This window comes from Mesorhizobium sp. M0601, from assembly GCF_040320845.1.
GTDB lineage: Bacteria > Pseudomonadota > Alphaproteobacteria > Rhizobiales > Rhizobiaceae > Mesorhizobium.
In genome coordinates this window covers 129,138-142,927 of the sequence record NZ_JAMYQK010000009.1, presented here as the reverse complement: position 1 = coordinate 142,927, position 13,790 = coordinate 129,138, and the positions used below count along the sequence as shown (strand labels likewise).

At 64.1% G+C, this 13,790-nt stretch carries 16 protein-coding genes and 1 riboswitch; of the genes, 9 read left to right on the top strand and 7 right to left on the bottom strand.

What is annotated here, in order from left to right; all coding sequences use genetic code 11:
- Window positions 1-11: 11 nt before the first annotated feature.
- A complete protein-coding gene (gene yddG, locus NKI41_RS11835; RefSeq protein ID WP_352683104.1) occupies window positions 12-899 on the top strand; it encodes an aromatic amino acid exporter YddG in 888 nt (295 codons plus the stop codon).
- The gene (locus NKI41_RS11830) at window positions 896-1,567 is read left to right on the top strand and encodes a lysoplasmalogenase family protein (protein WP_352683102.1); all 672 of its coding nucleotides are present in this window, start codon (window positions 896-898) and stop codon (window positions 1,565-1,567) included. The genes yddG and NKI41_RS11830 overlap by 4 nt, the downstream gene beginning before the upstream one ends.
- A 4-nt stretch (window positions 1,568-1,571) precedes the next feature.
- Here NKI41_RS11830 and NKI41_RS11825 read toward each other — a convergent pair whose 3' ends face one another.
- Window positions 1,572-2,000 (bottom strand): cupin domain-containing protein, encoded by a 429-nt coding sequence (locus tag NKI41_RS11825; protein ID WP_352616071.1) that lies wholly within the window; start codon window positions 1,998-2,000, stop codon window positions 1,572-1,574.
- A gap of 20 nt (window positions 2,001-2,020) precedes the next feature.
- The gene (gene gloB / locus NKI41_RS11820; protein WP_352471442.1) at window positions 2,021-2,788 is read right to left on the bottom strand and encodes a hydroxyacylglutathione hydrolase; all 768 of its coding nucleotides are present in this window, start codon (window positions 2,786-2,788) and stop codon (window positions 2,021-2,023) included.
- A 98-nt stretch (window positions 2,789-2,886) separates the two neighbouring features.
- Here gloB and NKI41_RS11815 point away from each other — a divergent pair, with 98 nt between their 5' ends.
- The 3 genes from NKI41_RS11815 to NKI41_RS11805 all read left to right on the top strand — a co-directional run bounded on the left by NKI41_RS11815 (window position 2,887) and on the right by NKI41_RS11805 (window position 6,501).
- Complete coding sequence (locus NKI41_RS11815; RefSeq protein ID WP_352451212.1) at window positions 2,887-3,657, top strand: class I SAM-dependent methyltransferase; 771 nt, start codon at window positions 2,887-2,889, stop codon at window positions 3,655-3,657.
- A gap of 128 nt (window positions 3,658-3,785) precedes the next feature.
- Window positions 3,786-5,618, top strand: coding sequence for an ABC transporter ATP-binding protein/permease (locus tag NKI41_RS11810; RefSeq protein WP_352683100.1), 1,833 nt, complete (start codon window positions 3,786-3,788; stop codon window positions 5,616-5,618).
- A gap of 76 nt (window positions 5,619-5,694) precedes the next feature.
- Window positions 5,695-6,501, top strand: a complete 807-nt coding sequence (locus tag NKI41_RS11805) for a DUF1194 domain-containing protein (protein ID WP_352683098.1) — start codon at window positions 5,695-5,697, stop codon at window positions 6,499-6,501.
- An 18-nt stretch (window positions 6,502-6,519) separates the two neighbouring features.
- On the opposite strand, the gene NKI41_RS11800 is transcribed toward NKI41_RS11805, so the two are convergent.
- Together NKI41_RS11800 and NKI41_RS11795 are read right to left on the bottom strand one after the other, a co-directional pair.
- Window positions 6,520-7,545, bottom strand: a complete 1,026-nt coding sequence (locus tag NKI41_RS11800) for an RNA polymerase subunit sigma-70 (RefSeq protein WP_352683096.1) — start codon at window positions 7,543-7,545, stop codon at window positions 6,520-6,522.
- Window positions 7,546-7,587: 42 nt separating this feature from the next.
- Window positions 7,588-8,334, bottom strand: a complete 747-nt coding sequence (locus NKI41_RS11795) for an SDR family NAD(P)-dependent oxidoreductase (protein ID WP_352683094.1) — start codon at window positions 8,332-8,334, stop codon at window positions 7,588-7,590.
- Between the two features lie 235 nt (window positions 8,335-8,569).
- On the opposite strand from NKI41_RS11795, the gene NKI41_RS11790 reads away from it, so the two are divergent.
- Complete coding sequence (locus tag NKI41_RS11790; protein ID WP_352540204.1) at window positions 8,570-8,890, top strand: DUF1330 domain-containing protein; 321 nt, start codon at window positions 8,570-8,572, stop codon at window positions 8,888-8,890.
- An 85-nt stretch (window positions 8,891-8,975) separates the two neighbouring features.
- Here NKI41_RS11790 and NKI41_RS11785 read toward each other — a convergent pair whose 3' ends face one another.
- Window positions 8,976-9,182, bottom strand: coding sequence for a hypothetical protein (locus tag NKI41_RS11785; RefSeq protein WP_352483502.1), 207 nt, complete (start codon window positions 9,180-9,182; stop codon window positions 8,976-8,978).
- On the opposite strand from NKI41_RS11785, the gene NKI41_RS11780 reads away from it, so the two are divergent.
- On the top strand, window positions 9,181-9,402 hold the full coding sequence (locus NKI41_RS11780) for a hypothetical protein (RefSeq protein ID WP_352616055.1): 222 nt from the start codon (window positions 9,181-9,183) through the stop codon (window positions 9,400-9,402). The genes NKI41_RS11785 and NKI41_RS11780 overlap by 2 nt on opposite strands.
- A gap of 50 nt (window positions 9,403-9,452) precedes the next feature.
- Here NKI41_RS11780 and metW read toward each other — a convergent pair whose 3' ends face one another.
- Together metW and metX are read right to left on the bottom strand one after the other, a co-directional pair.
- Window positions 9,453-10,067 carry a methionine biosynthesis protein MetW gene (gene metW, locus NKI41_RS11775; RefSeq protein ID WP_352683135.1) on the bottom strand — a complete coding sequence of 205 codons (615 nt, stop codon included), beginning with the start codon at window positions 10,065-10,067 and terminating at the stop codon, window positions 9,453-9,455.
- 115 nt (window positions 10,068-10,182) lie between these two features.
- A complete protein-coding gene (metX, locus tag NKI41_RS11770; protein WP_292661143.1) occupies window positions 10,183-11,352 on the bottom strand; it encodes a homoserine O-acetyltransferase MetX in 1,170 nt (389 codons plus the stop codon).
- Window positions 11,353-11,428: 76 nt separating this feature from the next.
- Window positions 11,429-11,506, bottom strand: a riboswitch (SAM riboswitch).
- A 139-nt stretch (window positions 11,507-11,645) separates the two neighbouring features.
- Between metX and hisC the strand changes: the two genes are divergently transcribed.
- Window positions 11,646-12,755: a histidinol-phosphate transaminase gene (hisC, locus tag NKI41_RS11765; RefSeq protein WP_352683092.1), complete on the top strand. Its 1,110-nt coding sequence runs from the start codon at window positions 11,646-11,648 to the stop codon at window positions 12,753-12,755.
- A 6-nt stretch (window positions 12,756-12,761) separates the two neighbouring features.
- Window positions 12,762-13,697 (top strand): prephenate/arogenate dehydrogenase family protein, encoded by a 936-nt coding sequence (locus NKI41_RS11760; protein WP_352471433.1) that lies wholly within the window; start codon window positions 12,762-12,764, stop codon window positions 13,695-13,697.
- Window positions 13,698-13,790: the final 93 nt, after the last annotated feature.

Sequence of the window (13,790 nt, the reverse complement as noted above, 5' to 3'; positions counted from 1 at the left end):
GGGCGACCGGTATGGCGCGCGCAACACTGATCGGCTTCTCCGCGGTCGCCATGTGGGCGCTGCTGGCGCTGCTTACGGATGCTTCGGGCGCCGTGCCGCCGTTCCTGCTTTCGGCAATCACCTTCACGATCGGCACCTGTGTCGGGCTGGTTGCCCGGCTGTTCATGCCGGCAGCTGATGGCGCCGCGAAGATACCGCGCCAGGTTTGGGCGATCGGCATTGCCGGCCTGTTCGGCTACCACTTCTTCTATTTCACCGCGCTGCGCAATGCGCCGGCCGTCGAGGCCAGCCTGATCGCCTATCTGTGGCCGCTGCTGATCGTGCTGGGGTCGGCGCTGATGCCGGGCGAGCGGCTGGCCTGGAACCACGTCGCCGGCGCGCTGCTCGGCCTTGCCGGCACGGTCCTGATCGTCACCAAGGGCGGCGGGCTTGCCTTCGATGCGCGTTATGCCTTCGGCTATGCAATGGCCGGCGTCTGCGCGGTGCTGTGGTCGTCCTATTCGCTGTTGTCGCGGCGCTTCCCGTCGGTGCCGACCAGCATCGTCACCTGGTTCTGCGCCGCCACCGCGGCACTTTCGCTGGTCTGCCATCTGTTGCTGGAAGAAACGGTGCTGCCCAACGGCGCCGGCCAGTGGCTGGCCGTGCTCGGCCTAGGTCTAATGCCGGTGGGGGCGGCGTTCTATGCCTGGGACATCGGCGTCAAGCGCGGCAACATCCAGGTGCTGGGGGCGGCGAGCTATGCCGCGCCGCTGCTGTCCACCCTGGTGCTGATCGCCGCCGGCTTCGCCGAGCCGTCATGGCGCATCCTCGCCGCCTGCGTGCTGATCACCGGCGGCGCGGCACTGGCGGCGAAATCGCTGTTCCTGCGCAAGAGGGCCACGAGCGAGGCAAACGCATGATGCCGTTTCCCGGCGGCATCGATGCCAATGCCAATGCGACGCTGGTATTTTCGCTGGCGGCGGCGGTGATTTACGCGTTCAGCCTCGGCATGCCGCCGCGCCTTTCGCGGTCGGCGGCAAGGACATTGCCGGTGGCGATGCTGGCGGTGCTGGTCGCGCAGCAGGGCGGCCCATGGCTGCTCGTCGCCGCGCTGGGCGTCAGTGCCGTCGGCGACGCCTTCCTGTCGCGCGACGGCGAGAAGGCATTTCTTGGCGGCACGGCCAGTTTTCTTGCCGCGCATGTGCTTTACGTCGTGCTGTTCCTGCGCGCCGGCAGCGGCCTCGGGCTGCTCTCGGCCGAACCGTGGCGAGGAATTATTGCCCTGGCGATGGCCGTGTTGGCGCTGGCGATGATTTTCGCGCTCTGGCGCCGCACCGGCCCGGCCTTGCGTTTGCCGATTGGCATCCATGCCGCGGCGCTGCTTGGCATGGGCATTGCGGCGCTCACCCTGAACAGCGTCTGGGTCGTCGGCGGCGTCATCCTGCTCATGCTGTCCGACGGGCTGCACGCCGCGGAAAAGTTCCTGCTGCCCGCCATCTCGGCGCACCGCATTTGGGTGCGCCATGGGGTCTGGGCGCTGTATTATGCCGGCCAGCTGGCGATCACGCTGGGTTTGCTGCTGGGCTAGGTGCCTAGGGCGTTCCCGGCAGCCAGCCTGGTTCGGCGAGTTCGAAGGCGGAGAAATCGAAACCCGGCGCCACGGTGCAGCCGACCAGGGTCCATTCGCCGAGGCTGCGTGCCGACTGCCACCAGCCTGCCGGCACGACGATCTGCGGCCGCTCGCCCGCGGCAAGCGCCGTACCGAGGACCTCCTCGATGACGGGACCGCCTTCTCGGTGTATCGACAGCGCCAGCGGCGCACCGTCATAGAAATGCCAGACCTCGGCCGCGTCCTTGACCCGGTGCCAGGCCGACAATTGGTCCTTCTCGAGGAGGAAATAGATCGCCGTCGAATGCCCGCGCGTGCCTGCCGTGCCGTCGCGAAAGGTCTCGGCATACCAGCCGCCTTCCGGATGCGGCTTCAGGCCGAGCAGGGCGATGATTTCGGCGGAACTGGTCATGACCCTAGCTCCTGGCGCGCTCAGAAATTGTCCTTGCGCTTGCGGATCTCGGCGAACACTTCGGCGTCGGAGGCCTTCTCCAGGCCGAGATGCCTGCGGATCGCCGGATCGTGCCAGCGCAGGAACGGATTGGTCGACAGTTCCTCGCCGATCGTCGTCGGCAGCGTCGGCTTGCCGTCGGCGCGCAGCGCCTCGACCTTGGCGGCACGCTCTTTCAGCGCCGAATTGGTCGGGTCGACGGTGAGCGCGAAACGGGCATTGGCCAGCGTATACTCATGGCCGCAATAGACGACCGTCTCGGCCGGCAGCGCCGCGAGCTTCTTCAGGGATTCGTACATCACCGGCGGCTTGCATTCGAGCAGCCGCCCACAGCCGAGCGCAAACAGCGTGTCGGCGGCGAATGCCACTTTCGACGCCGGCAGATGATAGGTGACATGGCCGGCGGTATGGCCGGGTGTGGCGATGACCTCGATCCGCTCGTCGCCGAGATGGACGACCGAGCCTTGCTCGACAGTTTCGTCGATGCCGGGAATCTTTGCCTTTTCGGCTTCCGGCCCGACAATGCGCAGCTTGAAGCGCTCCTTCAGCGCCAGATTGGCCTCGACGTGGTCGAGATGGTGGTGAGTGGTCAGGATCATCGTCGGGGTCCAGCCGGTGCGCTTGATCGCCGCCAGGATGGGCGCCTCCTCGGGCGCATCGATGAGCGCCGTCTGACCGCTTTTCGGGTCATGCACCAGCACGCCGAAATTGTCGCTGCGGCACATGAATTGTTCGATCTCGACCGGCATCGCATCTCTCCCTTTATTGCCGCAGACATAGGGCGCCCGCCAGCCGATGTCATCTGCCTTTGTTGAACTTGGACTGCTTCGAAGCTACCGTTCCGCGCATGCATTCAGACATTGTCGATCTCCGTTCGTTTTATTCAACCACGCTCGGCCGCCTGGCCGAACGCTCGATCACCATGGCGCTGTCCTCGATATGGGCCGTCGTGCCCAACGAGCGGCTGGTCGGCCTCGGCTACACCTTGCCGTGGCTGGAACGCTTCGGCAGCGATGCCGAGCGTGTCTTTGCCTTCATGCCGGCAACACAGGGCGCGGTGGTCTGGCCGGCGACCGGGCCGACGGCGACCGCGCTGGTCTTCGATGAGGAACTGCCGCTGGTCGATTCCTGCATCGACCGCATGCTGCTCGTCCATTCGCTCGAACATGTCGAGAACCCGCGCGAGACGCTGAACGAGATCTGGCGGGTGCTGTCGCCGGCCGGCCGTGTCGTCATCGTCGTGCCCAACCGGCGCGGTGTCTGGGCACGCTTCGAGCATACGCCTTTCGGCAATGGCCGACCGTTCTCGCGCGGCCAGCTGACCGAATTGCTGCGCGAAGCGAATTTCACGCCGGCGGCGTGGTCCGATGCGCTGTTCTTCCCGCCGTCGCCGCGACGTTTCATGATGCAGTTCCATAATGTGCTGGAACGCGCCGGCCGGCGCTTCTGGCCGATCTTTTCGGGCGTTATCGTCGTCGAGGCGCAGAAGCGGCTCTATCAAGGCGTGCCGGTTGCCCAGCGCGCGTCCCGCCGCGTCTTCGTGCCGGTTCTCTCGCCGCATGGCGCGCCGACGCTTGGCCGGCTGTCGCGGGCCGAACACCCGGCACCGCCAGGATGACGCGTTCGTGATCCGAGACGTGCTTTTTCACGCCTATCTGACGATATCAGGTTTGCTGTCCGATTGAAGGCCGTGCGGCCGATCCCTATGACCGGTTTGGCATTGCTCCGAATGCAAGGATTTAACCGATGGATGATCGTCCGGATGTCGAGGCCAGCGCCCAGAAGCTTGCCACGTCGATCGAAGCCAGCAGCCTGCGTGAGCAGCTGGCAACAATCAAGATAGCGCTGACCAGCTCGCCGGTGCGAAAACAATTGCTTTGGGCAGCGATCGGCATCGTCGCCGTCATCGTGGCGAGCTCGATCGGGCAGGTTCTGCTCAATCGCTGGAACCAGCCTTTCTACGACGCGCTGGCGCGGCGCGACATGCCGGCTTTCCTGCATCAGCTTCTGGTCTTTGCCGGCATCGCCGGCGGGCTTGTGGTGCTCAATGTCGGCCAGACCTGGCTCGACCAGATGCTCCGCCTGAAGCTGCGCGAGGCGCTGACGCTCGACCTGATCGACGAATGGATGCGGCCGGCGCGTGCCTTCCGGCTGACCCATGCCGGCGCCATCGGCGTCAATCCCGACCAGCGCCTGCAGCAGGATGCCGGGCATCTCTCCGATCTTTCCACCGGTCTTGGCATCGGCCTACTGCAGTCCTGCATCCTGCTTGCCTCGTTCGTTGGGGTCCTGTGGTCGCTGTCCTCCGGCTTCGTCTTCCACATAGGCGGCCATTCGCTGGCCATACCCGGCTACATGGTCTGGGCGGCGATCCTTTATGCCGGCACCGCCTCCTGGTTGAGCTGGCTGGTCGGGCGACCGTTGATCCGCTTCAACAACGATCGCTATACGCGTGAAGCGGAGCTGCGCTCCTCGGTGGTTCGCGTCAACGAGAATGTCGATGCCATCGCGCTGGCGCATGGCGAGGCCGATGCCAGGCGCCGGCTCGAATTCGATCTCGGCATGGTGCTGGGCGCCATGCGGCGCATCTACAGCGCCCAGATCAATCTTTCCTGGGTTACCGACACCTATGGCTGGATCACTGTCGTCGCGCCGATCCTAGTCGCCTCACCGGTCTATTTCGCCGGCGATATCAGCTTTGGCGGCTTGATGATGGCAGTCGGCGCTTTCAACCAGGTCCATTCGTCGCTGCGCTGGTTCATCAACAATATCGGCGGCATCGCCGATTGGCGCGCTACGCTGATGCGGGTCGCCGACTTCCGCATCGCGCTTGCCGATACCGACGCGCTGCACCATACGGAAAGGCGCATTTCGTTCGGCGAAAACCCGGACGGCAGCCTGACCTTCGAGAAACTCGAGGTCGCCTCGCCGGAGGGATGCACCAAGCTTGCCGAGCCGCATGTCGAAATCCGCGCCGGCGACCGGGTCATGATCACCGGAGATCCGGGCGCCGGCAAGACGCTGTTCTTCCGGGCCATTGCCGGTCTGTGGCCATGGGGCAGCGGACGGATCGGCATGCCGGCCGGAGAAGCGCCGATCTTTGTTCCGCGTACCCCCTATTTCCCGCTCGGCAAGCTGCGCGAGGTGCTCAACCATTCAGACGGCGCGGCGGAGGCGAGCGATGCCGAGATCTCGGAGGTGCTGGCCGATGTCGGGCTGCAACGCCTGTCGTCCTCGCTCGATCGCTCGGCGCGCTGGGAGCGTGAGCTCAGCGACGACGAGCAACGTCTGCTGGCCTTTGCCAGGCTGGCCTTGCGACGGCCGAAATGGGTGATCATCGACGAGGCGCTGGACGCGTTCGACGGCCCAACGCTGAGACAAGTGCTGTCGATGCTGGAGAAGCGCCTTCCCGACGCCGCGATCCTCAATATCGGCCGCGGCCAGCACAATGGCCGCTTCTTCCGGCGGGCGTTGACCATCGTCAAGGATGCCGGCCAACCGCCACTCAAGCCGGCCCGTATCAGGGCAGGTGCCATCGAACCGCCCCCGGCGATCGCCTCGACCGGCCGAAAGAAATAGAAGGCAAGCTTTATTTCGCCGCGATCGCGGCGAAAAACTGTCGCGATCGTTTCAGATGGGAACGTTCCGATCGGCCATGCTTGACGCTCTCGCCCTGCTCGCCTGCCTTGCCTGCACCCCGGCGGCACCTGCGGCCGCGCCGGCCAATGCAATTGCCGTCGATGTCGAGCTGGTGCTGGCCGTCGACATCTCGCAGTCGATGGATGAAAGGGAGTTTGCCCTGCAGCGCGCCGGCTATGTCGCGGCGCTGCGCCACCCCGACTTCATCAACGCCGTGCGCGCCGGCACCTTCGGCCGCATCGCCATCGCCTATTTCGAATGGGCCGGCACCATCCGCGACGATGCGGTCATTGCCTGGCAGATCGTCGACAGCAAGGAGAGCGCCAACGCTTTCGCCGACAAGATCGCGGCCCGCCCGTTCAGGAGCTTTCGCGGCACCTCGATTTCCGGTGCTGTGGCTTTCGGCGCCGAGCTTTTCAACGGCACGGCCTTCACCGGCAAACGCCGCGTCATCGACGTCTCGGGGGACGGCCCAAACAACACCGGCTTGCCGGTCACAACGGCACGCGATGCGGCGCTGGCGAAGGGCATCGTCATCAACGGGCTGCCGATCCTGATCAGCCCGTCACCCACTTTCAGCCATCTCGACCGGTATTATGCCGAATGCGTTACCGGCGGGCCGGGCTCGTTCGTGCTGCCGATCTATGCTGCTTCCGAATTCGCCACCGCCACTCGCCGCAAACTGATCCTCGAGGTCAGCGGCATCGAGTATCCCAAGGTGGATCCGAGGACGATCCGCATCGACGCACCGATCGACTGCCTGCAAGGTGAGCGCGACCGAAGGTTTTTCTCGGACCCCTATTTCCCGGAACTTGACCGATAAGGCTGGCCCAGGGGTAAGCTAGGCTGGTGGCAGGCCGAAGGCCGGGAACAGAGATGGCCCGAGCGGCCCTATGAAGATCGTCAAGGAAGCGATCCCGCCCTCGGCTGCGTCGAACACATGCAGGGAATGGGCCCGCCATTCAGGGCCGTCGTGGCTGCGGGAATAAACCCCGACCGCCGGCTGGGCATTGGCGCGGGTGGCCAGTGTGCGGAAGCCGCCAAACCTCGGCCAGACGGTCTCGAAGAAACCGCGGATCGCTTCGCGGCCTTGATACCATTCAAGCCAAGGCGGCATGGTGTAGATGGCGTCCTCACGCAGCAGCTCGATCAAGCCGTCGAGATTGGCGGCCTGCCAGGCCTGCATGTAGCGTTCGAGCAGCAGGCCTTCTTCGCGGCTGGGCCGTGATCGGCTGGCCGGCCGTCCCTGAGGATAGCGCGCCGCCAGCGTTACGCGGGCTCGCTGCAACGCGCTGTTGATCGAAGCCGTCGATCCGCCCAGCAAACGCGCCGTCTCGACAGCCGACCATCCGAGGACGTCGGCAAGCAGCAGCGCGGCGCGCTGCCTGGGCGGCAGATCCTGGATCGCCGCGACGAAGGCGAGCTGGACGGCCTCGCGGCTCTCGTAACGGGCTTCCGGACCTGGCTCGCTGCCGGCAATGTCTGGAAGCTCGGCGTCGGGGTAGGGCTCCAGCCAGGCGATGTCGGCTACGGGCCCGCCTATGGCCGCCCCGTGCGAGGGCTGCCGTCCGGGTTCCCGGAGAACGCGACGCGCCCTCGACCTCGCCTTGATGGCGTTGAGGCAAGCGTTGGTCGCGATCATGTAGAGCCAACCGCGAACCGAACCTCGCCCGTCGAACTCCGATCTTGCGCGCCAGGCGCGAAGCAACGTGTCCTGGACGAGGTCGTCGGCCTCGTGCAGCGAACCCATCATGCGATAACAATGCAGCTTGAGCTCGCGGCGATGCGCGGCCGTGACCTTCTCGAAGGCCAGCCGATCGAGGATCGGCTGGCGTGATGGTTGCAGAGGTGGTTGACCGTTTGTCATGTGGCTTCTGCGGTTACGAGCGAGCGTTGCATTACGCGCCCCTCAGGCGGCCGGGGCAAGCCCGCTACCGCTCACCATGAAGGAACTGCCTTGCGGCTGGCCGGTGGCGAGTGCGACCACCGCCCGTCCGACATCGGCCGGCGTTTGCATGTCGGTCATGGCGGCGATGAAGTCCGCCGGCTGGATGCCCATATAGGCCGCTATGCTGTCGACGCCGGCTTTGCCCACGCCGGTTTCCGGCATGATGCGCATCGGCGCGAGCGCCATGAAGCGCAGGCCGAGGCCAAGCCGGTCGGCCTCCTTCTGGCTATGACCGGCCAGGAACATCTGCATGCGTTTTGCGCCAGCATAGCCGCCGGCGTTCGGTGGTCCGCCGGTCAAGGCCGCGCCGCTGGAGATCAGAACGATCCGGGTCCCCGGCTTGAGCGGACGCCGCAGAGCGGCCCGGCAAAACAGGAACGACGCCTTGACGTCCGTGTCCCAATTTGCCGAGAACGCCTTCCAGTTCTGTTCATGCACCGGCGCAGAAGGCGCCAGCGCACCTGCGCAGATCACCAGTACGTCCGGCTCAAGCGCGGCGAAGACCTTATCCGGGGCGGAGTCCATCGTAGCATCGGCCGCGAGCGTCTTCACGCCCGAGACCTCCCAGGCAAATTGCGCCAGGGCCTGTTTTCCGCGGGCGACGGCCAGCACCGTCGCTTTCTCCTTGAGGGCGGCCTCCGCGATGGAGCGGCCGACACCACGGCTGCCTCCGACGACGACGACATTCTGATTTTGCAACGATCCCATGGATCACCTCTCTATTCCCGGCCGCCGGACCATCCAGGCGCGCTCATCGATAAGGACAGCGCAGGTGGGTGGAAATCATCGGTGCCAGGCGGAAATATCTTTCAGCTGACGGCAGCGGCGCGTCGGTTTTGTATTCAGTGTCATTACCTCGGGGGTAATCGACCTGTGCGCGACGTCTCGGCAAACTGCTCCCATCAAGCCGGTTGTCCGGCCTTCGACCACAAGGAGTTACGCCATGACCGCCTACGCCGTCGCCCATATGCGCCAGGTCACGCCGGGGCCGCAGATCGTCGAGTACCTGCACAAGATCGATGCCACGCTGGAACCGTTTGGCGGCCGCTTCGTGGTGCACGGAGGCGAGGTGGAAGTCGTTGAAAACACCTGGCCGGGCTATCTCATAGTCATCGAGTTTCCCAACCGGCAGCAGGCACGTGCATGGTACGACTCGCCCGCCTATCAGGAGATATTGCCGCTGCGTACCGGCAATTCCCGGTCCGACGTGGTCTTCGTTGATGGCGTCCAGCACCCGCACAAGGCCACGGACGTGCTTGAATAGGGGGAATGATCGGGTACAACCGGCGTCTATGGTGCCGCCATCTATCTGGCGGCACCGAATTTGGATCGCGTCTGCATCGGCAGCTTCACCTCCCCTGCAGCACCTTGATCGCGTTGGACATGTCGCCGTGCGACAATGCAGCCAGGTAATCCGAGTAGTTGATCCTCCCGTTCGCGAAGCCGTTCATCAATCGCGTGCAGAACGTGTGTTCCAATCCGGCATCCGGGACGTTCATGAGCGCGGCGAGGTTTGCCCTTTCAACCTTGCCGAACCGCATCTTGAATTTGGTCATGCACCGCTGGATCGCCTGCCGTTTCAGCGCCGGGCTGCCGCTCAACGCGACTTGTCCATTCTGGAAATCGGTCTTCGACGTCGTGCATCCGGAAATCAAAGTGGCCGACATCAAAGCTGTTGCTAATACTAACGTCTTCATTGCTTCCCCCAAACCAACCCGTTTGAGACCTGTTAAAGCAACCAAGAATGCCGGGCAACTTCATTGGATTGAAAATTGAAAATATGGTTCTTGCGCAGGTCTGAGGTTCGTTGCTTCTGCCTGTCAAACCTATCGTTTCAGCAGGAATACCGCTTGCTGGCCGAAAAAGTTCCAGAACCACCAAGGCATGGAGAAGCCGATCCGCTGGCCGTTGGCGTCGAGCGCGGTTGCCTTTTCCACCGTCGCGCCAAGCTCGTCGCACAGATTGACGAAGTCGCGAATGGTGCAGAAATGGATGTTGGGCGTGTCGTACCAGGAATAGGGTAGGTCCCTGGTCACCGGCATGCGGCCGTTGAAGAGCAGCGAAAGGCGCACCCGCCAGTGGCCGAAATTCGGGAATGAGACGATGGCGCGGTTGCCGATCCGGAGCAGTTCGTCGAGCACCAGCTTCGGATTGCGGGTCGCCTGCAAGGTCTGCGACAGAACGACGAAGTCGAAACCCTTGTCGGGATAGAATTGGAGATCCTTGTCGGCATCGCCTTGAATAACCGACAGGCCGCGCGCCACGCATTCGTTGACGCCGCGCTGCGACAGTTCCAGCCCGCGGCCATCGACCTTCTTGGTCTCCTGCAGCAATTCGAGCAGCAGGCCGTCGCCGGAACCGACGTCCAGCACCCGCGACTGCGGCGGGATGAGATCGGCGACGACTTCGAGGTCGACGCGCTGGGCGCGGTTGACGCTCATGCGTTCGCCTCTTGCCTGACGCATGACCCTGATCCGAAAAGCCTGCAACTTTTCGGGGTCATGCGCTGATGCCTGGCACATGGTCCTGATCCGAACAATCCGCAACTTTTCGGGGTCATGCGCCGAGCCCTCTCGCCCGCGCGGCCGAGGCGATGAAGCCCTTGATGGCGGCGAACAGTTCGGGCTCATCCAGCAGGAAGGCGTCGTGGCCGCGGTCGGTCTCGATCTCGACGAACGATACCGAGGCGCCGGCCGCGTTCAGCGCGTGCACGACCGAGCGGCTCTCCTCGGTCGGGAACAGCCAATCGCTAGTGAACGAAACCAGGCAGAAGCGCGTCTTGGTGCCGGCGAAGGCATCGGCCAACCGGCCGCCATGGTCGGCGGCGAGATCGAAATAGTCCATCGCCCGGGTCATGTAGAGATAGGAGTTGGCATCGAAGCGATCGACGAACGTCATGCCCTGATGGCGCAGATAGCTCTCGATCTGGAAGTCGGCATCGAAACCGAAGGTCAGGGCTTCGCGGTCCTGCAGGTTGCGGCCGAACTTGCGGTGCAGCGCTGCTTCCGACAGATAGGTGATGTGGGCGGCCATGCGCGCCACCGCCAGCCCCTTTTCCGGCCGCTTGCCATGCTCGAAATATTTGCCGCCATGCCAGTCGGGGTCGGCCATCACCGCCTGCCTGCCGACCTCATGGAAAGCGATGTTCTGCGAGGAATGGCGGGCGCCGGTGGCGATCGGCAGCGCCGAGAAGACGCGCTCCGGATAGCTGGAGGCCCATTGCAGCACCTGCATGCCGCCCATCGAGCCGCCCAGCACGCTGAACAGCTGTTCGATGCCGAAATGCTCGACCAGCATCAACTGCGCCCGCACCATGTCGCGGATGGTGATGATCGGCAGGTCGAGCCCGTAGGGCTTGGCGGTGGCGGGATTGGTCGAGGCGGGGCCGGTGGAGCCGAGACAGCCGCCGATGACGTTTGACGAGATGACGAAGAAACGGTCGGTATCGATGATCTTGCCGGGACCGATCAGCACTTCCCACCAGCCCGGCTTGCCGGTCACCGGATTGGTGTTGGCGACATGCTGGTCGCCGGTCAGCGCATGGCAGACGAGGATGGCGTTGGAGCGCGCGTCGTTGAGCGTGCCATAGGTCTGGTAGGCGATCTGGAACGGCGACAGCAGCGTGCCGGCGTCGAGCTTGAGCGGCTTGTCGGCGCCGAAACGCAACACCGGGCTCGACGGCTGGTCGGCCTCGTTGTTGGTTTTTCGCGCGCGCAAAGCGACCATCACATCTCCTTGCCCGGCCTTCAGTTGTCCACCGGTCTGGGCAACAAAAAACCGGCCATGCCTTCGCAAAGCCGGTTACAAGATGCAAACGGCCCTTTAGCAAGTTGTTTAACGTGGCTGCAAGCCGACCGGCCAAATCACCACGGAACTGTAGCCGTTCTTCTATGACTCGCGCATGGCTTCGTCAACGGCAAGTTCTTGATCCCGAATTGCCGGCCCCTCGACATTCCGGGCCACGGCTTGTATTTCCGCTGCGGCTTCCGGATGGAGGCACTCTCGACGGATTTCATGAAATGAGCCAGACACCGGATCAGACACGTCCAAGGCCCCGCGCCGGCATCATGGACATCGAAGCCTATGTGCCCGGCAAGAGCGCGGCGCCTGAAGGTGTCGCCAAGGTCCATAAATTGTCGGCGAACGAGAACCCGCTCGGCCCTTCGCCAAAGGCGATAGAGGCCGCGCGCGCGGTCGCCGACAAGCTCGCGGTCTATCCCGACGGCAGCGCCAGGCGCCTGAGGGAAGCGATCGCCGAGGTGCACGGGCTCAACCCGGCGAACATCGTCTGCTCCAACGGCTCCGACGAGATTCTGGGCCTGCTGGCGCAGACCTACCTCGCGCCCGGCGACGAAGCCATCATCACCGAACACGGCTTCATGGTCTACAAGATCTACATACAGTCGGCCGGTGCCGTCCCGGTGACGGTCAAGGAGACCGATGAACGCGCCGATATCGATGCGATCCTCGCCGCGGTGACGCCGGCTACCCGGATCATCTTCCTTGCCAATCCAAACAATCCAACCGGCACCTACGTGCCGTTCCAGGAGGTGCGCCGCCTGCATGCCGGCCTGCCGCGAAACGTGCTTCTGGTGCTGGATGCAGCTTACGCCGAATATGTCCGGCGCAACGATTATGAAGCCGGCGTCGAGTTGGTGGCCAGCGCGGAAAACGTGGTCATGACCCGCACTTTCTCCAAATTGGGCCTGGGCGGGGCGCGGATCGGCTGGATGTATGCGCCAATGCACGTCATCGACGCGATCAACCGCGTGCGCGGGCCTTTCAACGTCAATGCAACGGCAATCGAGGCCGGCATCGCGGCGATCCACGACCGCGCCCATATCGAACGCAGCGTCGCGCACAACGAGACCTGGCTAGCCTGGCTGAGCGAGCAACTAAGCGGGCTCGGGCTGCGGGTGACACCGAGCGTCGGCAATTTCATCCTCATCCACTTTCCCGAGGACAAAAAGCATTCGGCGGCGGCCGCCGACGACTACCTCAGTGCGCGCGGCTACATATTGCGGCGCGTTTCCGGGTACGGTTTTCCCAACGCGCTGCGCATGAGCATCGGCACCGAAGAGGCCAATCGCGGCGTTGTCGCAGCACTCGCGACATTCCTGAAAAGCTAGAACACCATGACATCACCGATGTTCGAAAAAATCGCGCTGGTCGGCATCGGCCTGATCGGCTCGTCGCTGGCCCGCGTCATCCGCCGCGAGGGGCTCGCCGGCCAAATCGCGATTTCGACGCGCAGCGAAGCGACGCTGGCACGGGCGAGCCAACTCGGCCTTGGCGACACCTATACGACGGATGCGAAAGAGGCGGTTCGCGATGCTGATCTGGTTATCGTTTCGGTGCCGGTCGGTTCTTCCGGTACGGTCGCCGCGGAGATCGCGCCGGCGCTGAAGAAGGGCGCCATCCTCACCGATGTCGGCTCGACCAAGGCGTCGGTGATCGCGCAGATGCAGCCGCACGTGCCTGATGGCGTGCACTTCATCCCCGGCCATCCTTTGGCCGGCACCGAAAAATCGGGACCGGACGCCGGTTTTGCCGAACTGTTCGAGAACCGCTGGTGCATTTTCACGCCGCTGCCCGGCACCGATCCCGCAGCACTGGAAAAGCTCTCGGAATTCTGGCGCCGCTGCGGCTCCAACATCGACACGATGGACCCGCAGCATCACGACATGACGCTGGCCATCGTTTCGCACCTGCCGCATATCATCGCTTACAACATCGTCGGTACCGCCGACGATCTGGAGTCGGTGACCAAGTCCGAGGTCATCAAATACTCGGCTTCCGGCTTTCGCGACTTCACCCGTCTCGCGGCGTCCGACCCGACCATGTGGCGCGACGTCTGCCTGCACAACAAGGACGCCATTCTCGAAATGCTGGCGCGGTTTTCCGAGGATCTGTCCTCGCTGCAGCGGGCGATCCGCTGGGGCGACGGCGAAAAACTGTTCGACCTGTTCACCCGCACCCGCGCCGTCCGCCGCTCGATCATCGAGGCCGGCCAGGATATCGACGTACCGGATTTCGGCCGCCAGGCAGTCGAACACCCGCCGAAGGGATAAGCCGCGGCAGGCCGATCGCAGGCCAGCCTGGCTTAGAGCGGTTCATCGTTTCACAGAAACGCCGAACGGCTCTATCTCTTTGTTTTGCGCAAT

Coding starts and splice junctions, on each gene's coding strand:
- yddG (WP_352683104.1), top strand. CDS start 12: ATGGCGCGCGCAACACTGATCGGCTTCTCCGCGGTCGCCATGTGGGCG.
- NKI41_RS11830 (WP_352683102.1), top strand. CDS start 896: ATGATGCCGTTTCCCGGCGGCATCGATGCCAATGCCAATGCGACGCTG.
- NKI41_RS11825 (WP_352616071.1), bottom strand. CDS start 2,000: ATGACCAGTTCCGCCGAAATCATCGCCCTGCTCGGCCTGAAGCCGCAT.
- gloB (WP_352471442.1), bottom strand. CDS start 2,788: ATGCCGGTCGAGATCGAACAATTCATGTGCCGCAGCGACAATTTCGGC.
- NKI41_RS11815 (WP_352451212.1), top strand. CDS start 2,887: ATGCATTCAGACATTGTCGATCTCCGTTCGTTTTATTCAACCACGCTC.
- NKI41_RS11810 (WP_352683100.1), top strand. CDS start 3,786: ATGGATGATCGTCCGGATGTCGAGGCCAGCGCCCAGAAGCTTGCCACG.
- NKI41_RS11805 (WP_352683098.1), top strand. CDS start 5,695: ATGCTTGACGCTCTCGCCCTGCTCGCCTGCCTTGCCTGCACCCCGGCG.
- NKI41_RS11800 (WP_352683096.1), bottom strand. CDS start 7,545: ATGACAAACGGTCAACCACCTCTGCAACCATCACGCCAGCCGATCCTC.
- NKI41_RS11795 (WP_352683094.1), bottom strand. CDS start 8,334: ATGGGATCGTTGCAAAATCAGAATGTCGTCGTCGTCGGAGGCAGCCGT.
- NKI41_RS11790 (WP_352540204.1), top strand. CDS start 8,570: ATGACCGCCTACGCCGTCGCCCATATGCGCCAGGTCACGCCGGGGCCG.
- NKI41_RS11780 (WP_352616055.1), top strand. CDS start 9,181: ATGCACCGCTGGATCGCCTGCCGTTTCAGCGCCGGGCTGCCGCTCAAC.
- NKI41_RS11785 (WP_352483502.1), bottom strand. CDS start 9,182: ATGACCAAATTCAAGATGCGGTTCGGCAAGGTTGAAAGGGCAAACCTC.
- metW (WP_352683135.1), bottom strand. CDS start 10,067: ATGAGCGTCAACCGCGCCCAGCGCGTCGACCTCGAAGTCGTCGCCGAT.
- metX (WP_292661143.1), bottom strand. CDS start 11,352: ATGGTCGCTTTGCGCGCGCGAAAAACCAACAACGAGGCCGACCAGCCG.
- hisC (WP_352683092.1), top strand. CDS start 11,646: ATGAGCCAGACACCGGATCAGACACGTCCAAGGCCCCGCGCCGGCATC.
- NKI41_RS11760 (WP_352471433.1), top strand. CDS start 12,762: ATGACATCACCGATGTTCGAAAAAATCGCGCTGGTCGGCATCGGCCTG.